Origin of the sequence: Geodermatophilus saharensis, assembly GCF_900188205.1 — a bacterium.
GTDB classification, from domain to species: domain Bacteria; phylum Actinomycetota; class Actinomycetes; order Mycobacteriales; family Geodermatophilaceae; genus Geodermatophilus; species Geodermatophilus saharensis.
On record NZ_FZOH01000001.1, the window covers coordinates 258895 to 278116 of the forward strand.

Consider the following 19222-nt stretch of genomic DNA (forward strand, 5'->3'; position numbering starts at 1 on the left):
GCCGTGCGTACGAGACCGGCGATCTCGTCGCGGAGGGGGACGACGGCGGCGGGGGAGGGGGCCGGCCGGCGGCGTGTACGCTGGGCGGCGTTCCCCCCACGACCGCTGGTCGTCGCACGTCCGCGTGCGATCGAAGGTCCCGGATCCCCGGGCGGCCCGCGCAGGAGGACGGTTCGATCGACGCGGGCCCCTGCCGCTCGCGTCCCTCGCCCCGTGCGCCCTGCGCCGGGGCGTTCCTCGTCTCCGGGCCCCGATCGCGGCGCTCCGTACGGCGCTCGGCGGTCGCCCGTCCGACGAGAGGAGGCCCATGCCCACGCAGGCGAAGGCCGCGGTGATCGACGAGATCACCGAGCGGTTCCAGAAGTCCAGCGCGGCCGTGCTCACCGAGTACCGCGGGCTCACCGTGTCGCAGCTGACCCAGCTGCGTCGTTCCCTCGGTGCGGGCAGCAGCTACGCCGTCGTCAAGAACACCCTGACGAAGCGGGCGGCGGACGAGGTCGGCCACGCCGACCTGGCCCCGCTGCTCAACGGCCCCACCGCGATCGCCTTCATCGAGGGCGACGTCGTCGAGGCCGCCAAGGCCATCCGCGACTTCGCGCGCGCCAACCCGCTGCTCGTCGTCAAGGGCGGCGTCGTCGAGGGCCGCACCGTCGGCCCCGCCGAGGTCACCGCCCTGGCCGACGTCGAGCCGCGCGAGGTGCTGCTGGCCAAGCTGGCCGGCGCGATGAAGGGCAACCTGACCAAGGCCGCCGGCCTGTTCCAGGCCCCGCTGTCGCAGGTCGCCCGCCTGGCCGCGGCGCTGCAGGAGAAGAGGGAGTCCGCCGAGGGCCCCGCCGCTCCCGCCGCCGACACCGCTGCCGCCGACACCACCACCGACACCGCCGAGACCGCGGACGCCGCGGCCGGCACCGACTGACCCCAGAAGGAGAGATCATGGCCAAGCTGTCCACCACGGAGCTGCTCGACGCGTTCAAGGAGATGACGCTGCTCGAGCTGTCCGACTTCGTGAAGCAGTTCGAGGAGACCTTCGAGGTCACCGCTGCCGCTCCGGTCGCCGTCGCGGCCGCCGCCCCCGCCGGTGGCGGTGGCGACGGTGGCGCCCCCGCCGCCGAGGAGCAGGACGAGTTCGACGTCATCCTCGAGAGCGCCGGCGACAAGAAGATCCAGGTCATCAAGGAGGTGCGCGGCCTGACCTCGCTCGGCCTCAAGGAGGCCAAGGACCTGGTCGACGGCGCGCCGAAGCCGGTCCTGGAGAAGGTCGCCAAGGACGCTGCCGAGAAGGCCAAGGCCGCCCTCGAGGGCGCCGGCGCCACCGTCACCGTCAAGTGACCCCCTCCCCGGCCGTCACCGCGGCCGGGTAGCACCACCCGCACACGACAGGGGCCGTCCTCCTCCGGGAGGGCGGCCTCCGTCGCGTCCGGAGGAGGGGAGCGGCGGCCACTCCGGACGGCGATCGGCGGCGTGGCGGAGACAACCGGCCCACCCGGCTGGCATCATGGCGACGCGGAACGCCGCCCGACTGCCGGACGCCGTCCTTCCCGGGCCGTGGTGTGGGTCGCCCCTCACCCCCCGACGTGGACAGCCTCCGTCAGCAGGGGTAGGGTTCTCTGTTGCGCTGCCCCCTGACTGCCTGCCCGCCGAGCCGGGTCGCCTGGGGTGCCCGGGATCCTCCGGGCGCCCGGTCGACCGAGCGGGCCGGTCGCCGCGGACAGCCCCGCCGAAACCGACGACGACCCAGGACGAACCGCACCCACCGCCCGCACGTCGTGAGGTCCTTGGAAGGACGCATCTTGGCAGGCTCTCGCCCCACCAGCATCTCCCCCAGCACCACCGAGTCCGGCGGCTACGGCCAGCAGAACCAGACTCCCTCGGCCGGCCCGCGCACCGGTGAGGCCGACCAGCAGAAGATCCCCGGCGCGCCGCTCCGGGTCTCGTTCGCGAAGATCTCCGAGCCCCTCGAGGTCCCGGACCTGCTCGCCCTGCAGACCGCGTCCTTCGACTGGCTGATCGGCAGCCCCGAGTGGCGGGCCACCCTCTCGCCCGAGGAGCAGGCCACCGCCGTCGGCGGCCTGGCCGAGATCCTCGAGGAGATCTCCCCGATCGAGGACTTCAGCGGCTCCATGTCGCTGTCCTTCTCCAACCCGCGCTTCGAGGACGTCAAGGCGTCCCTCGAGGAGTGCAAGGACAAGGACATGACCTACGCGGCGCCGCTGTTCGTCACCGCTGAGTTCATGAACAACACCACCGGCGAGATCAAGTCGCAGACGGTGTTCATGGGCGACTTCCCGATCATGACGAACAAGGGCACGTTCGTCATCAACGGCACCGAGCGCGTCGTCGTCTCCCAGCTCGTGCGCAGCCCGGGCGTCTACTTCGACAAGACCCTGGACAAGACCTCCGACAAGGACGTCTTCAGCGCCAAGGTCATCCCCAGCCGCGGTGCGTGGCTCGAGTTCGACGTCGACAAGCGCGACACCGTCGGCGTCCGCATCGACCGCAAGCGCCGCCAGCCGGTCACCGTGCTGCTCAAGGCGCTGGGCTGGACCGAGGACCGCATCCGCGAGCACTTCCAGTGGTCGCCCACGGTCCTGGCCACCCTGGAGAAGGACCACATCGCCGGGCAGGACGAGGCGCTGCTCGACATCTACCGCAAGCTGCGGCCGGGCGAGCCGCCGACGCGGGAGAGCGCCCAGGCGCTGCTGGAGAACCTCTTCTTCAACCCCAAGCGCTACGACCTGGCCAAGGTCGGCCGCTACAAGGTCAACAAGAAGCTGGGCGTCGAGGTGCCGCAGGCCACCCTGACGCTGACCGAGGACGACATCGTCGCCACCATCGAGTACGTCGTGCGGCTGCACGCCGGCGAGCCCGACCACGGCGTCGACGACATCGACCACTTCGGCAACCGCCGGCTGCGCACCGTCGGTGAGCTGATCCAGAACCAGATCCGGGTCGGCCTCTCCCGCATGGAGCGCGTCGTCCGCGAGCGGATGACCACCCAGGACGTCGAGGCGATCACGCCGCAGACCCTGATCAACATCCGGCCGGTCGTCGCCTCCATCAAGGAGTTCTTCGGCACCAGCCAGCTGTCGCAGTTCATGGACCAGACCAACCCGCTCGCGGGCCTGACCCACAAGCGCCGCCTGTCGGCGCTGGGCCCGGGTGGTCTGTCCCGTGAGCGGGCCGGCATGGAGGTCCGCGACGTGCACCCGAGCCACTACGGCCGGATGTGCCCGATCGAGACCCCCGAGGGTCCGAACATCGGCCTGATCGGCTCGCTGTCGGCCTACGGCCGCGTCAACGCCTTCGGCTTCATCGAGACCCCCTACCGGCGGGTCGAGAACGGCGTCGTCACCGACCAGATCGAGTACCTGACCGCCGACGAGGAGGACCGCTTCGTCGTCGCCCAGGCCAACTCGCCGCTGGACGCGCAGGGCCGCTTCGCCGAGGACCGCGTCCTGGTGCGCACCAAGGGCGGTGAGGTCGACTACCTGGCCCCCGAGAGCGTCGACTACATGGACGTCTCGCCGCGGCAGATGACCTCGGTCGCGACGGCGATGATCCCGTTCCTCGAGCACGACGACGCCAACCGCGCGCTCATGGGCGCGAACATGCAGCGTCAGGCCGTCCCGCTGCTGCGCAGCGAGGCGCCGCTGGTCGGTACCGGCATGGAGCTGCGTGCCGCCGTCGACGCCGGCGACGTCGTGGTCGCGGAGAAGGCCGGTGTGGTCGAGGACTCCACCGCCGACTACGTCACCGTCATGGCCGACGACGGGACCCGGCAGACCTACCGGCTGCTGAAGTTCCGCCGCTCCAACCAGGGCACCTCGATCAACCAGACCCCCGTCGTCGACGAGGGGCAGCGGGTCGAGGTCGGCCAGGTCATCGCCGACGGGCCGTGCACCGACCAGGGTGAGATGGCGCTGGGCAAGAACCTGCTCGTCGCCTTCATGCCGTGGGAGGGCCACAACTACGAGGACGCGATCATCCTGTCGCAGCGCCTCGTGCAGGACGACGTCCTGTCCTCGATCCACATCGAGGAGTTCGAGGTCGACGCCCGCGACACCAAGCTCGGTGCCGAGGAGATCACCCGGGACATCCCGAACGTCTCCGAGGAGGTCCTCGCCGACCTCGACGAGCGCGGCATCATCCGCATCGGTGCCGAGGTCGTCCCCGGCGACATCCTCGTCGGCAAGGTGACGCCGAAGGGCGAGACCGAGCTGACCCCCGAGGAGCGGCTGCTGCGCGCGATCTTCGGCGAGAAGGCGCGCGAGGTCCGCGACACGTCGCTGAAGGTCAAGCACGGTGAGTCCGGCAAGGTCATCGGCGTCCGCGTGTTCTCGCGCGAGGACGGCGACGAGCTGCCCGCCGGCGTCAACGAGCTGATCCGGGTCTACGTCGCCCAGATGCGCAAGATCTCCGACGGCGACAAGCTCGCCGGCCGCCACGGCAACAAGGGCGTCATCGCGAAGATCCTGCCGCAGGAGGACATGCCCTTCCTCGAGGACGGCACCCCGGTCGACATCGTGCTCAACCCGCTGGGCGTGCCCGGCCGGATGAACGTCGGCCAGGTGCTGGAGACCCACCTCGGGTGGATCGCCAAGCAGGGCTGGAACGTCGAGGGCACCCCGGAGTGGGCCGCCAACCTGCCGGAGGCCGCCAAGTCGGCCGCCCCGGGGACGCGGACCGCGACGCCGGTGTTCGACGGCGCCCGCGAGGAGGAGATCATCGGGCTGCTCGGCTCGACGACCCCGAACCGCGACGGCGACCGGATGGTCCAGGAGACCGGCAAGGCGCGGCTGTTCGACGGCCGCTCCGGTGAGCCGTTCCCCGAGCCGATCTCGGTGGGCTACGTCTACATCCTGAAGCTGCTGCACCTGGTCGACGACAAGATCCACGCCCGGTCGACCGGCCCCTACTCGATGATCACCCAGCAGCCGCTGGGTGGTAAGGCGCAGTTCGGCGGCCAGCGCTTCGGTGAGATGGAGTGCTGGGCGATGCAGGCCTACGGCGCGGCCTACGCCCTGCAGGAGCTGCTGACCATCAAGTCCGACGACATCCTCGGCCGCGTCAAGGTCTACGAGGCCATCGTCAAGGGCGAGAACATCCCCGAGCCGGGCATCCCCGAGTCGTTCAAGGTGTTGCTCAAGGAGCTGCAGTCGCTGTGCCTCAACGTGGAGGTGCTGTCCGGCGACGGGCAGGCGATCGAGCTGCGCGACACCGACGACGAGGTGTTCCGGGCCGCGGAGGAGTTGGGCATCGACCTCTCCCGCCGCGAGCCCTCGTCCGTCGAGGACGTCTGATCCGCTGCCGGCCGGCCCTGACCACCGGGGCCGGCCGGCCCCCCACTTCGCCAGAAGAAGAGAACTAGCCCCGGGAAAGGGGTCCACTCAGTGCTCGACGTCAACTTCTTCGACGAGCTCCGCATCGGTCTGGCCACCGGCGACGACATCCGCCAGTGGTCGCACGGTGAGGTGAAGAAGCCCGAGACCATCAACTACCGGACCCTGCGTCCGGAGAAGGACGGTCTCTTCTGCGAGAAGATCTTCGGTCCCACCCGGGACTGGGAGTGCTACTGCGGCAAGTACAAGCGCGTCCGCTTCAAGGGCATCATCTGCGAGCGCTGCGGCGTCGAGGTGACCCGCGCCAAGGTGCGGCGTGAGCGGATGGGCCACATCGAGCTGGCCGCGCCGGTCACCCACATCTGGTTCTTCAAGGGCGTCCCCTCGCGCCTGGGCTACCTGCTCGACCTGGCGCCCAAGGACCTCGAGAAGATCATCTACTTCGCCGCCTACCTGATCACCTCGGTCGACGACGAGGCGCGCCACCGCGACCTCCCGACCATCGAGGCCGAGATCAGCGCGGAGAAGCACAACCTCGAGAGCCGGCGCGACGCCGACGTCGAGGCACGCCAGCAGAAGCTCGAGGCCGACCTGGCCGAGCTCGAGGCGGAGGGCGCCAAGTCCGACGTCCGCCGCAAGGTGCGCGAGGGCGGCGAGCGCGAGATGCGCCAGCTGCGCGACCGCGCCCAGCGGGAGATCGACCGCCTCGAGGAGGTGCTCGACACCTTCCGCAAGCTCGAGGTCAAGCAGCTCATCGCCGACGAGGGCCTCTACCGCGAGCTGCGCGACCGCTTCGGTGAGTACTTCGAGGGCGGCATGGGTGCCGCGGCCCTGCAGAAGCTGCTGGCCGACTTCGACCTCGACGCCGAGGCCGCCTCGTTGCGCGACACCATCCGCAACGGCAAGGGCCAGCGCAAGCTGCGTGCCCTCAAGCGGCTCAAGGTCGTCGCGGCGTTCCAGCAGACGCGCAACTCGCCGATGGGCATGGTGCTCGACTGCGTACCGGTCATCCCGCCGGACCTGCGCCCGATGGTGCAGCTCGACGGTGGCCGCTTCGCCACCAGCGACATGAACGACCTGTACCGCCGGGTCATCAACCGCAACAACCGGCTCAAGCGGCTGCTCGACCTCGGCGCGCCCGAGATCATCGTGAACAACGAGAAGCGGATGCTGCAGGAGTCCGTGGACGCGCTGTTCGACAACGGCCGCCGCGGCCGGCCGGTCACCGGCCCGGGCAACCGTCCCCTGAAGTCCCTGAGTGACCTGCTCAAGGGCAAGCAGGGCCGGTTCCGGCAGAACCTGCTCGGCAAGCGCGTCGACTACTCCGGCCGCTCGGTCATCGTCGTCGGCCCGCAGCTGAAGCTGCACCAGTGCGGCCTGCCCAAGCAGATGGCGCTGGAGCTGTTCAAGCCCTTCGTCATGAAGCGGCTGGTCGACCTCAACCACGCGCAGAACATCAAGTCCGCCAAGCGCATGGTCGAGCGCGCCCGTCCCGTCGTCTGGGACGTGCTCGAGGAGGTCATCACCGAGCACCCGGTCCTGCTGAACCGGGCGCCGACGCTGCACCGCCTGGGCATCCAGGCCTTCGAGCCGCAGCTGGTCGAGGGCAAGGCCATCCAGATCCACCCGCTGGTCTGCACGGCCTTCAACGCCGACTTCGACGGTGACCAGATGGCGGTGCACCTGCCGCTGTCGGCCGAGGCGCAGGCCGAGGCCCGCATCCTCATGCTGTCGAGCAACAACATCCTGAGCCCGGCCGACGGTCGCCCGATCACCGCGCCGACCCAGGACATGGTGCTGGGCCTGTACCACCTGACCACCCTGGTGCCGAGCCGGTACGAGGCCGACGGTGGGCGTCCGGCGGCCTTCGGGTCGACGGCCGAGGCGATCATGGCGTTCGACAAGGGCGCCCTGGGCCTGCAGGAGCGGGCGCTCATCCGCCTCGACGAGGTGTTCGGCGTCGACAACGGCAAGGTCAACCCCGCGTGGGAGCAGCCGGCCGACTGGGCGCCGGGTGCGCCGGCGCTGGTCGAGACCAGCCTGGGTCGCGTGCTGTTCAACGAGGCCCTGCCCGAGGACTACCGCTTCGTCAACTACCAGGTGCCGAAGAAGGAGCTCGGGGCGATCGTCAACGACCTCGCCGAGCGCTACCCCAAGGTGCAGGTCGCGGCGACGCTGGACGCCCTCAAGTCGGCCGGTTTCCGCTGGGCCACCCGCTCGGGCGTCACGATCGCCATCGACGACGTCGTCACGCCGCCGGCCAAGCAGGAGATCCTCGACCGGCACGAGAACGAGGCCCGGCAGATCGAGCGGCAGTACGAGCGCGGTGTCATCACCGACGCCGAGCGCCGCGGCGAGCTGATCGAGATCTGGACCCGCGCGCGGGCCGAGGTCAGCCAGGCCATGGTGGACAACTTCCCGACCACCAACCCGGTCTGGGTCATGGTCAACTCGGGCGCCCGGGGCAACATGATGCAGATCAGCCAGATCGCCGGCATGCGCGGTCTGGTGGCCAACCCGAAGGGCGAGATCATCCCGCGGCCGATCAAGGCCAACTTCCGGGAGGGTCTGTCGGTGCTGGAGTACTTCATCTCCACGCACGGTGCGCGCAAGGGTCTGGCCGACACCGCCCTGCGGACCGCGGACTCCGGGTACCTCACCCGGCGGCTGGTCGACGTCTCCCAGGACGTCATCATCCGCGAGGAGGACTGCGGCACCGAGCGCGGCGTCATCATGCCGATCGCCACGGTGGTCGGCGGGGTCCTCACCCGGGACGCGCACGTCGAGACCAGCGTCTACGCCCGCTCCCTGGCCGCCGACGTGGTCGCCGAGGACGGCACGCTGGTCGCGCAGGCCGGTCAGGACCTGGGCGACGTGCTCATCGGTGCGCTGGTCGACGCCGGTGTCGCCGAGGTCAAGGTCCGCTGCGTGCTGACCTGCGAGTCCCTGCTGGGCACCTGCGCGACCTGCTACGGCCGGTCGCTGGCCACCGGCAAGCTCGTCGACGTCGGCGAGGCGGTCGGCATCATCGCCGCCCAGTCGATCGGTGAGCCCGGCACCCAGCTGACGATGCGCACCTTCCACACCGGTGGTGTCGCGGGTGAGGACATCACCCACGGTCTGCCGCGTGTGGTGGAGCTCTTCGAGGCCCGCGTCCCCAAGGGCAAGGCCCCGATCGCCGAGCTGGCCGGCTCCGTCCGGATCGAGGACGGCGAGCAGTTCCGCAAGCTGACCATCACCCCGGACGACGGCTCCGACGAGGTCGTCTACGACAAGCTGTCGCGCCGGTCGCGGCTGCGGGTCGAGGACGGCGCCCACGTCGAGGTCGGCGAGCAGCTCACCGAGGGTGCGGTGGACCCGCACGAGGTGCTGCGGATCATGGGCCCGCGCGAGGTGCAGCTGCACCTGGTCCGCGAGGTCCAGGAGGTCTACCGCAGCCAGGGCGTGTCGATCCACGACAAGCACATCGAGGTGATCATCCGCCAGATGCTCAAGCGGGTGACCATCATCGACTCGGGCGCGACGGAGTTCCTCCCCGGTGCGCTGGTCGAGCGGACGCTGTTCGAGACCGAGAACCGCCGCGTCGTCGCCGAGGGCGGCGAGCCGGCCTCGGCCCGTCCGGTGCTCATGGGCATCACCAAGGCCTCGCTCGCGACCGAGTCGTGGCTGTCGGCCGCCTCCTTCCAGGAGACGACCAAGGTGCTCACCGATGCCGCGATCCAGGGCAAGAGCGACAGCCTGCTCGGGCTCAAGGAGAACGTGATCATCGGCAAGCTGATCCCGGCGGGTACGGGCATCAGCCGCTACCGGAACATCACGGTCGAGCCGACCGAGGAGGCCCGCGCCGCCGTCTACACGATGGCCGGGTACGACGACGGGCAGTACTACAGCCCCGACGTCTTCGGTGCCGGCTCCGGTGAGGCCGTGCGCCTCGAGGAGTACGACTGGCGGGGCTGATCCCCGGTAGCACGTGAGGAGGGCCCCCAGGTCGACGACCTGGGGGCCCTTCCGCGTCCGGTGGGGGGGCGGCACGACCGGGTGACCCGATCGTGCCGCGTCCTGGCTCACCGTGGGAGGTGGGCCAGGACGCGCTCAGGTGAGCCCGGACGACGACGGCGTCACGTGACGCAGTGTGCGCCTCACCGGTCGGCCAGCCGCCGCATGGTCTCCACGGTGCGCAGCCGGCCCTCACGGCTGTCGTCGAGCGGCTGGAGCGCGATGGTGGTGACTCCGGCCTCGGCGTAGGCGGCGACCCGCTCGGCCACGTAGGACTCCGGCCCGATGAGCGACACGTTCCGGACGAACTCCTCCGGCAGTGCGGCCGCGGCCTCGTCCTTGCGCCCGGACAGGTAGAGGTCCTGCACCGTCTCCGCGGCGTCGTCGTACCCGTAGCGCCGGGCCAGGTCGTTGTAGAAGTTCTTGCCCTTGGCCCCCATGCCGCCGACGTAGAGCGCCAGGTGGGGGCGCACCGCGTCGTGCAGGTGGTCGACGTCCTCGCCGATCGCGACCGGGACGCCGCAGATGACCTGCAGTTCACCGAGCTCGGGGTCGCGCTTGGCCTTCCCGGCCCGCAGGGCGTCGCCCCAGACGTCGTCGGCACGCTCGGGCATGAACCAGATCGGCTCCCACACCTCGGCGATCTCGGCGGCGAGTTCGACGTTCCTGGGCCCCAGCGCGGCCAGCATGACCGGGATCCGCTCGCGGACCGGGGTGTTGATCAGCTTGAGCGGCTTGCCCAGGCCGGTGCCCTGGTCGGCCGGCAGAGGGACGGTGTACTTCGGGCCCTCGTGCACCAGCCGGTCGCGCCGCCACACCTGGCGGCAGATCTCCACGACCTCCCGGGTGCGCTGCAGCGGGGCGTCGTAGGGGACGCCGTGCCACCCCTCGATCACCTGCGGGCCCGAGGCGCCCAGACCGAGGGTGAAGCGGCCCCCGGAGACGAAGTCCAGGCCGGCCGCGGTCATCGCCGTCAGCGCCGGCGTGCGGCTGTAGATCGGCAGGATCGCGCTCATCAGCTCGACGCGCTCGGTGACGGCGGCCAGGTACCCGAGCTGGCTCACGGCGTCGAAGGTGTAGACCTCCGCGCACATCGCGAGGTCGAGCCCGGCGGCCTCCAGGTCGACGATCTCCGCCGCCGTCTCCTGGAACCCCCCGGCGTAACTGGCCTGGATGCCGATGCGCACCTGCACTCCTCTGGTCGGCGGCGCCCGCGTCGGCGCCACCGGCGACCGTAGCGGGTGCCCCCGGCCGGTTCCCCGGGCTCGGGGCGGCTCAGGCGGTGCGGCTGCGCAGCGGGCGGATGGCGCCCACGACCTCGGTCACCACCCGGACGCCGTCGACGTCGCGGGGCACCCGGCCGGCCGCGTCCGCGTCGGCGACGTCGACCTTGACGACGTACCCGCTGTCGCGCCGGGCCAGGCCGATGCCGACGACGCCGGGCTGGGCGGACAACTGGGTGGCCAGGGCGCTCTTGGCGGCGCGGGCGGCGGCACGGTCGGTCACGAGGACTCCTCGCTGACGCCCGCCGGCCGGGAGCCAGGGGCGAGGAAGGCCCCGGGCGGACGGGCGGGCTCGGTCACCTCCCCATGGTGCCTCGTCCCCGTCCGGAGCGACATCCCCCTGACCTGGGGACTTCGCTCAGGAGGCGACCCACTCCGCCCCGAGCGCCGCCAGCACGGTCGACAGCGGGTTGGCGAAGGTCAGCCCGGCGCCGGTGCTCCCGCCCCGGGTGCTCCCCGCGAACAGCAGGGCCAGGGGCGCGCGGTCGCTGCTGCGCCAGATCACCGACCCGCTGTCGCCGCCGGCGGAGAACGCCCCCGACAGTCCCTCGATCTCGATCTGGTCGTCGAAGAGGTGCACGCCGTCGTCGTACTGGACGGCGACCCCGTCGACCTCCACCGCCGTGATCCGCCCGCGCGTGTGCCCGGTGGTGCGGCCGACCTTCTCCACCTCCTCGTCGGGCTCGAGGTCGACCCCGTCGGGCACCGTGGCGCCGAGCGGGCCGCCCGGGACGTCGCCCGGGTCGGCATCGACCCCGTCGTCGACCGTGGCCGCCGCGGCGTCGACCCGGTTGGCGCGGTCGGTCAGGCGCACCGCAGCAGCCAGCGTGGCCACCCGGTCGGCGGGCGTGCCGCCGTCGGCGGGGCCCGGCTGCAGCACCGCGTCGCCGACCGTGCCGGCGCCGCCGGCGGCCAGCACGTGGTTGTTCGACAGCACGGCGAGCCGGCCGCCGAGCCGGACGAAGCCGCCCAGCGTTCCGGCGCTGACCGCCGGGTGCGCCACCGACAGCCCGGGGACCAGCGGCCTGGTGCGCCGCTGCAGCTGCGCGGGGGAGCGGGCCGGCTGCGGCAGTATCGGCCCGGTCACCCGGACGTCGACCTCGGCGCGGACGGCGTCCTCGAGGCCGGAGAGCAGCACCCGCGCGTCGGCCTCCGCCGCCACCCGGATGGCCAGGCGGGCCCGGCCGGGGGAGACCGGGGCCAGCCCGATCGCCGGCCGGGTCCACAGCCGGCCGCCGAGGTCGCTCGCGGTGACCAGGGGGAAGCCCTCGGCCAGCCGCGCGGTGAGGCGCGCCTTGAGCTCGCGCGCCGAGTCGATGAGCACGGAGACCTCCGTTGCGGTGAGTGGCTCTGCTGCGACCGACCGTAGGGGGCACCACTGACAGTCGCGTGTCCCCGCGGCCCGCGGCGAGCCCGTCGAGCCCCCTGCCGCCGGCGTCGCGGCCCTGGCGGAGCGCCCTCGCCGCGGTACAGTGCTCGCCACCCCGGGCCGGCGGACCAGCCGGGCGCGGCCGCCGGAAATACCCGGGGAGCCCGCGCCGCTGTACCCGTCGAGTCGGTCCGGACGTGAGGTTGGCCTCGCCCGCTGGGCGCCCGGGACCCGGCTTTGACCGCCTCCCGGACCGCGGGTATCGTGGTCAGCCGTGCCCAGGGTGCCCTGGGCCTGCTCCCGTTCGCGGTGCGCCTGGGTGTCCGGAGGTCCGTCCTCCTGGCCGCGGGTCCGCCCCGGAGGGCCGCCCCGCGGGGCGGCGCCCGGAGGTGGCGGCGCCGAGTCGCGGGGGGCGACCCGTCCGGTTCGACCACCGGCCGGTCCTGGGGTCGGCGACACGCCCGACCGCGGGGACCGGTGAGTGGCCCACGACCAGGGTGGACACCCCAGCAGGACCGGCACCGGAGACACGACAGCAGCACCGTCCACAGCACGACCCAGCGCAGGTAGGAGATCCAGGCCACCCATGCCCACGATCAACCAGCTGGTCCGCAAGGGCCGCGAGGACAAGGTCGAGAAGACCAAGACCCCGGCGTTGAAGGGCTCCCCTCAGCGTCGTGGCGTGTGCACCCGCGTGTACACGACGACGCCGAAGAAGCCGAACTCGGCGCTGCGCAAGGTCGCTCGCGTCCGCCTCACCAGTGGCATCGAGGTGACCGCGTACATCCCGGGCGTCGGCCACAACCTGCAGGAGCACTCGATGGTGCTCGTGCGCGGCGGCCGCGTGAAGGACCTCCCGGGTGTGCGCTACAAGATCATCCGCGGCTCGCTGGACACCCAGGGCGTCCGCAACCGCAAGCAGGCTCGCAGCCGGTACGGCGCGAAGAAGGAGAAGAGCTGACATGCCGCGCAAGGGCCCCGCGCCGCGCCGTCCGCTGGCCGCCGACCCGGTCTACCAGTCGCCGCTGGTCACCCAGCTGGTGAACAAGGTCCTGGTCGACGGCAAGCGCTCGGTCGCCGAGTCGATCGTCTACGGCGCCCTCGAGGGCTGCCGCGCCAAGACCGACACCGACCCGGTGGTCACGCTCAAGCGGGCGCTGGACAACGTCAAGCCGGCCCTCGAGGTCCGCAGCCGCCGCGTCGGTGGTGCGACCTACCAGGTCCCGGTCGAGGTCCGCGCCTCCCGCAGCACCACCCTGGGCCTGCGCTGGCTGATCCAGTACAGCCGCGCGCGCCGCGAGAAGACGATGACCGAGCGCCTCATGAACGAGCTGCTCGACGCCAGCAACGGCCTCGGTGCCGCGGTCAAGCGCCGCGAGGACACCCACAAGATGGCCGAGTCGAACAAGGCCTTCGCGCACTACCGCTGGTAGTCGCACCCCTGCTGGTGACACACCCCGTCCACCAGCACCCGCCGGCGGGAGCGCCGGGCCACCCCCGGACGACCCGCACGCGGACCAGAGACAAAGAGGAGTGAGGAATGGCCGACAACAAGGCCCAGCTCGCCAAGACCCGCAACATCGGGATCATGGCGCACATCGACGCGGGCAAGACCACGACGACCGAGCGCATCCTCTTCTACACCGGCATCAACTACAAGATCGGTGAGGTCCACGACGGCGCGGCCACGATGGACTGGATGGAGCAGGAGCAGGAGCGCGGCATCACCATCACGTCGGCCGCGACGAAGTGCACCTGGAACGGCCACGACATCAACATCATCGACACCCCGGGGCACGTCGACTTCACCGTCGAGGTGGAGCGGTCCCTGCGCGTGCTCGACGGTGCGGTGGCCGTGTACGACGGTGTCGCCGGCGTGGAGCCGCAGACCGAGCAGGTCTGGCGGCAGGCCGAGAAGTACGGCGTCCCGCGGATGTGCTTCGTCAACAAGCTCGACCGCACCGGTGCCAACTTCTTCCGCTGCGTCGACATGATGGTCGAGCGGCTCGGTGCCAACCCCGCCGTGCTGCAGCTGCCCATCGGTGCCGAGGCCGACTTCATCGGCGTCGTCGACCTGGTCGAGATGCGCGCGCTCACCTGGCGCGGTGAGACCAAGATGGGCGAGGACTACGCCGTCGAGGAGATCCCCGCCGAGCTCGCCGACCAGGCCGCCGAGTACCGCGAGAAGCTCCTCGAGGCCGTCGCCGAGACCGACGACGCGCTCATGGAGTCCTACCTCGGCGGCGAGGAGATCACCGTCGAGCAGCTGAAGGCCTCCATCCGCAAGGCGACCATCAACGCCCAGATCAACCCGGTGCTCACCGGCACGGCGTTCAAGAACAAGGGCGTGCAGCCCCTGCTCGACGCCGTCGTCGACTACCTGCCCAGCCCGCTGGACATCGAGTCGATCGTCGGCACCGCCCTCGACGGCGAGACCGAGGTCCTGCGGCACGCCGACGAGGACGAGCCGTTCTCGGCGCTGGCCTTCAAGATCCAGACCGACCAGCACCTCGGCAAGCTCACCTACATCCGGGTCTACTCCGGTCGGCTCAACTCCGGCTCCCCGGTGCTCAACAGCACCAAGGACCGCAAGGAGCGGATCGGCAAGATCTACCAGATGCACGCCAACAAGCGCGAGGAGCGCGAGGGCGTGGGTGCCGGCCAGATCGTCGCCGTCGTCGGCCTCAAGCAGACGACCACCGGGGACACCCTCAGCGACCCGCAGAACCCGGTGATCCTGGAGTCGATGACCTTCCCGGCGCCGGTCATCTCGGTGGCCATCGAGCCGAAGACCAAGGGGGACCAGGAGAAGCTGGGCACGGCCATCCAGAAGCTGGCCGAGGAGGACCCGACCTTCCAGGTCAAGCTCGACGAGGAGACCGGCCAGACGGTCATCTCCGGCATGGGCGAGCTGCACCTGGAGATCCTGGTCGACCGCATGCGGCGCGAGTTCCGCGTCGAGGCCAACGTCGGCAAGCCGCAGGTGGCCTACCGCGAGACCATCCGCAAGGCGGTCGAGAAGGTCGACTACACCCACAAGAAGCAGACGGGTGGTTCCGGCCAGTTCGCGAAGGTGCAGGTCACCCTGGAGCCGCTCGAGGTCTCCGGCGACGGCCCGACCTACGAGTTCGTCAACGCCGTCACCGGTGGTCGCATCCCGCGGGAGTACATCCCGTCGGTCGACCAGGGCATGCAGGACGCCATGCAGTACGGCATCCTCGCCGGCTACCCGGTCGTGGGCGTCAAGGCGACCCTGATCGACGGCCAGTACCACGAGGTCGACTCCTCGGAGATGGCCTTCAAGATCGCCGGCTCGATGGTCTTCAAGGAGGCCGCGCGCAAGGCCAGCCCGGCCCTGCTCGAGCCGATGATGGCCGTCGAGGTCGTCACGCCCGAGGACTACATGGGTGACGTCATCGGCGACCTGAACTCCCGGCGCGGGATGATCCAGGCGATGGAGGAGCGCTCCGGCGCCCGCGTCGTCCGGGCCCTGGTCCCGCTCTCGGAGATGTTCGGCTACGTGGGCGACCTGCGCAGCCGCACCCAGGGGCGGGCGAGCTACACCATGGTGTTCGACTCGTACGCCGAGGTCCCGCAGAACGTGGCCAAGGAGATCATCGCCAAGGCCACCGGCGAGTGACCGCCGGGCGGGGTGCGCCCCCGCCCGGCCCCCCTGCAAGCCCACCCCAGCGTCAGCACGACTGCGACACCACGAGGAGAGGAACCCAGTGGCCAAGGCCAAGTTCGAGCGGACCAAGCCGCACGTCAACATCGGCACCATCGGGCACATCGACCACGGCAAGACCACGCTGACCGCGGCGATCACCAAGGTCCTGCACGACAAGTACCCGGACCTCAACGAGGCGTCGGCCTTCGACCAGATCGACAAGGCGCCCGAGGAGAAGGCCCGCGGCATCACGATCTCGATCGCCCACGTCGAGTACCAGACCGAGAACCGGCACTACGCCCACGTCGACTGCCCCGGGCACGCCGACTACATCAAGAACATGATCACCGGTGCGGCGCAGATGGACGGCGCCATCCTGGTGGTCGCGGCCACCGACGGCCCGATGCCGCAGACCAAGGAGCACGTCCTCCTGGCCCGCCAGGTCGGCGTCCCCTACATCGTCGTGGCGCTCAACAAGGCCGACATGGTCGACGACGAGGAGATCCTCGAGCTCGTCGAGCTGGAGGTCCGCGAGCTCCTCAGCGAGTACGAGTTCCCGGGCGACGACGTCCCCGTGGTCCGCGTCTCGGCGCTCAAGGCCCTCGAGGGCGACGCCGAGTGGGGCGACAAGCTCATGGAGCTCATGAACGCCGTCGACACGGCGATCCCCGAGCCGCAGCGTGAGATCGACAAGCCGTTCCTCATGCCGGTCGAGGACGTCTTCACCATCACCGGCCGCGGCACCGTCGTGACCGGTCGCGTGGAGCGCGGCATCGTCAAGGTGTCGGAGGAGGTCGAGATCGTCGGCATCCGCCCGAACTCGACCAAGACCACCGTCACCGGCGTCGAGATGTTCCGCAAGCTGCTCGACCAGGGCCAGGCCGGCGACAACGTCGGTCTGCTCCTGCGCGGCATCAAGCGCGAGGACGTGGAGCGCGGCCAGGTCGTCGTGAAGCCCGGCTCGATCACCCCGCACACCAACTTCGAGGGCTCGGTCTACATCCTCTCGAAGGACGAGGGTGGCCGTCACACGCCGTTCTTCAACAACTACCGTCCGCAGTTCTACTTCCGGACGACCGACGTCACCGGCGTCGTGACCCTGCCGGCCGGCACCGAGATGGTCATGCCGGGCGACAACACCGAGATGACGGTCGAGCTGATCCAGCCGATCGCCATGGAGGAGGGCCTGCGGTTCGCCATCCGTGAGGGTGGCCGCACCGTCGGCGCCGGTCGCGTCACGAAGATCATCAAGTAGCACCCCGACGGGCGGCGGCCGGTTGCCGGCCGCCGCCCGTCCTCGGGTGGTCGCTCGTGCACCTGTGTGCACCACCACCCCTCCCGCTGGGGCCAGACCGGATGACGTCCGGACGCACCCGGCGTTCCCCAGCCAGCAGAACAGCGATCGGCAGGAGCGAGAGACAGCGATGGCGGGACAGAAGATCCGCATCAGGCTGAAGGCCTACGACCACGAGGCGATCGACGCCTCGGCGCGGCGCATCGTGGACACGGTCACGAAGACCGGAGCGCGCGTCGTCGGCCCGGTGCCGCTGCCGACCGAGAAGAACGTGTACTGCGTCATCCGGTCGCCGCACAAGTACAAGGACTCGCGCGAGCACTTCGAGATGCGCACGCACAAGCGGCTCATCGACATCCTCGACCCGACGCCGAAGACGGTCGACGCGCTCATGCGCATCGACCTGCCGGCCTCGGTCGACGTCAACATCCAGTAAGGGACCGAGACCAGTCATGGCGAGTACGTTCCGCGGGCTCCTCGGCGAGAAGCTGGGGATGACCCAGGTCTTCGACGAGAACAACCGCATCGTGCCGGTGACCGTCGTCAAGGCGGGCCCCAACGTAGTGACGCAGGTGCGCACCCCCGAGGTCGACGGCTACTCGGCCGTCCAGCTCGGCTTCGGCGAGATCGACCCCCGCAAGGTGAACAAGCCCGAGGGCGGCCACTTCGCGAAGGCCGGCGTCACGCCGCGCCGCCACCTCGTGGAGCTGCGCACGGAGGACGCCGCGCAGTACACGGTCGGCCAGGAGCTGACCGCCGAGGTGTTCGAGGGCGTCGCCAAGGTCGACGTCATCGGCACCAGCAAGGGCAAGGGCACCGCCGGTGTCATGAAGCGTCACGGCTTCCGGGGCCTGGGTGCCGCGCACGGCACGCAGCGCAAGCACCGGTCGCCGGGCTCCATCGGTGGCGCCTCGACCCCCGGCCGCGTCTTCAAGGGCCTGCGCATGGCCGGCCGCATGGGCGCGGTCAAGACCACCACGCTCTCGCTCGTCGTCCACAAGGTCGACGCCGAGCGCGGCCTGATCCTGATCAAGGGTGCCGTCCCCGGCCCGAAGGGTGGGCTCGTGCTCGTCCGCTCGGCCGTCAAGGGCGGTCCCGTGGGGAGTGACAACCAGTGACCCGCTCGACCGTGACCGAGGGCGCGCGCGCCGACCGCCAGGTCGACGTCCGCACGCCGGCGGGGGAGACCGCCGGCAGCGTGACGCTGCCCGGCGACCTCTTCGACGCGTCGGCCAACGTCTCGCTGCTGCACCAGGTGGTGGTGGCCCAGCTCGCCGCCGCCCGCCAGGGCACGCACGCGACCAAGACGCGTGGCGACGTCAGCGGCGGTGGCGTCAAGCCCTACCGCCAGAAGGGCACCGGCCGCGCCCGTCAGGGCTCGATCCGTGCCCCGCAGTTCGCCGGCGGTGGCACCGTCCACGGCCCGCAGCCCCGCGACTACTCGCAGCGCACGCCCAAGAAGATGAAGGCCGCCGCCCTGCGCGGTGCCCTCTCCGACCGGGCGCGCGAGGGCCGCGTGCACGTCGTCACCACCTTCGTCGACGGGGACGCCCCCAAGACCAAGGCCGCGCTCGCGACGCTCGACGCCGTGAGCACCGCCAAGCGGGTGCTGGTCGTCCTCGACCGCGACGACGCCCTCAACTGGGTGAGCCTGCGCAACGAGCCGCGCGTGCACCTGATCGAGGCCGGCCAGCTCAACACCTACGACGTGCTGGTCAGCGACGAGGTCGTCTTCACCGAGACCGCGCTCGCCGAGTTCGTGGCCGGCCCGCACGGCGGTGACCGCGTCTCCCTGGCCAAGCCGGACCTGACGACGCCGGACATCCCCGGCGCCATCCCGTCCGTGCAGCCGGCCCCCGGTCAGGGCACCACCGACCTGGACATCGCCGCCGACGCCGCTGACGACGCCGACGTCGTGACCGACACCGAGGAGACCAAGTGAGCGTCCGCGACCCCCGGGACGTCCTGCTGTCGCCGGTCATCTCGGAGAAGAGCTACGGGCTGCTGGACGACAACCAGTACACGTTCGTGGTCCTCCCCGAGGCGAACAAGACGCAGATCAAGATCGCCGTCGAGCAGGTCTTCAACGTGAAGGTCCTGTCCGTCAACACGATCAACCGCCAGGGCAAGCGCAAGCGCAGCCGCGGGGCACGCATGGGCAAGCGCAAGGACACCAAGCGCGCCATCGTCTCCGTCGCCCCCGGCGACCGCATCGAGATCTTCGGTGGTCCCGGCGCCTAGGCGCCCGGGCCGTACGGACCAGAGACAGAGGAA

At 70.8% G+C, this 19222-nt stretch carries 15 protein-coding genes; 12 read left to right on the plus strand and 3 right to left on the minus strand.

Features of this window, described 5'->3' with window-relative positions; genetic code table 11:
- Positions 1-307: 307 nt before the first annotated feature.
- The 4 genes from rplJ (at position 308) to CHC04_RS01275 (ending at position 9296) form a co-directional block, all read left to right on the plus strand.
- Complete coding sequence (gene rplJ, locus CHC04_RS01260) at positions 308-916, plus strand: 50S ribosomal protein L10 (RefSeq protein ID WP_089402096.1); 609 nt, start codon at positions 308-310, stop codon at positions 914-916.
- A 17-nt stretch (positions 917-933) separates the two neighbouring features.
- Complete coding sequence (gene rplL, locus CHC04_RS01265; protein ID WP_089402097.1) at positions 934-1329, plus strand: 50S ribosomal protein L7/L12; 396 nt, start codon at positions 934-936, stop codon at positions 1327-1329.
- 461 nt (positions 1330-1790) lie between these two features.
- On the plus strand, positions 1791-5300 hold the full coding sequence (gene rpoB, locus CHC04_RS01270) for a DNA-directed RNA polymerase subunit beta (protein WP_089402098.1): 3510 nt from the start codon (positions 1791-1793) through the stop codon (positions 5298-5300).
- Positions 5301-5390: 90 nt separating this feature from the next.
- A complete protein-coding gene (locus CHC04_RS01275) occupies positions 5391-9296 on the plus strand; it encodes a DNA-directed RNA polymerase subunit beta' (protein ID WP_089402099.1) in 3906 nt (1301 codons plus the stop codon).
- 182 nt (positions 9297-9478) lie between these two features.
- Here CHC04_RS01275 and CHC04_RS01280 read toward each other — a convergent pair whose 3' ends face one another.
- From CHC04_RS01280 to CHC04_RS01290, 3 genes are all read right to left on the minus strand, one after another.
- Positions 9479-10522, minus strand: coding sequence for an LLM class F420-dependent oxidoreductase (locus tag CHC04_RS01280; RefSeq protein WP_089402100.1), 1044 nt, complete (start codon positions 10520-10522; stop codon positions 9479-9481).
- 88 nt (positions 10523-10610) lie between these two features.
- Positions 10611-10841, minus strand: coding sequence for a hypothetical protein (locus CHC04_RS01285; protein WP_089402101.1), 231 nt, complete (start codon positions 10839-10841; stop codon positions 10611-10613).
- A 135-nt stretch (positions 10842-10976) separates the two neighbouring features.
- Positions 10977-11942: a chymotrypsin family serine protease gene (locus CHC04_RS01290; RefSeq protein ID WP_089402102.1), complete on the minus strand. Its 966-nt coding sequence runs from the start codon at positions 11940-11942 to the stop codon at positions 10977-10979.
- A 631-nt stretch (positions 11943-12573) separates the two neighbouring features.
- Here CHC04_RS01290 and rpsL point away from each other — a divergent pair.
- The 8 genes from rpsL (at position 12574) to rplW (ending at position 19189) form a co-directional block, all read left to right on the plus strand.
- Positions 12574-12948 (plus strand): 30S ribosomal protein S12, encoded by a 375-nt coding sequence (gene rpsL, locus CHC04_RS01295; protein WP_012950487.1) that lies wholly within the window; start codon positions 12574-12576, stop codon positions 12946-12948.
- A 1-nt stretch (position 12949) separates the two neighbouring features.
- Entirely contained in the window at positions 12950-13420 is a 471-nt protein-coding gene (gene rpsG, locus CHC04_RS01300) for a 30S ribosomal protein S7 (protein ID WP_089402103.1), read from the plus strand.
- A gap of 107 nt (positions 13421-13527) precedes the next feature.
- On the plus strand, positions 13528-15627 hold the full coding sequence (gene fusA / locus CHC04_RS01305) for an elongation factor G (RefSeq protein ID WP_089402104.1): 2100 nt from the start codon (positions 13528-13530) through the stop codon (positions 15625-15627).
- 88 nt (positions 15628-15715) lie between these two features.
- On the plus strand, positions 15716-16909 hold the full coding sequence (gene tuf, locus CHC04_RS01310; protein ID WP_089402105.1) for an elongation factor Tu: 1194 nt from the start codon (positions 15716-15718) through the stop codon (positions 16907-16909).
- A 169-nt stretch (positions 16910-17078) separates the two neighbouring features.
- Positions 17079-17384 (plus strand): 30S ribosomal protein S10, encoded by a 306-nt coding sequence (gene rpsJ, locus CHC04_RS01315; RefSeq protein ID WP_014742859.1) that lies wholly within the window; start codon positions 17079-17081, stop codon positions 17382-17384.
- 16 nt (positions 17385-17400) lie between these two features.
- Positions 17401-18066 (plus strand): 50S ribosomal protein L3, encoded by a 666-nt coding sequence (rplC, locus tag CHC04_RS01320; RefSeq protein WP_089402106.1) that lies wholly within the window; start codon positions 17401-17403, stop codon positions 18064-18066.
- Positions 18063-18890, plus strand: coding sequence for a 50S ribosomal protein L4 (rplD, locus tag CHC04_RS01325; RefSeq protein WP_176449789.1), 828 nt, complete (start codon positions 18063-18065; stop codon positions 18888-18890). Before rplC ends, rplD begins: the two co-directional genes overlap by 4 nt.
- Entirely contained in the window at positions 18887-19189 is a 303-nt protein-coding gene (gene rplW, locus CHC04_RS01330; protein WP_089402107.1) for a 50S ribosomal protein L23, read from the plus strand. The genes rplD and rplW overlap by 4 nt, the downstream gene beginning before the upstream one ends.
- Positions 19190-19222 lie beyond the last annotated feature (33 nt).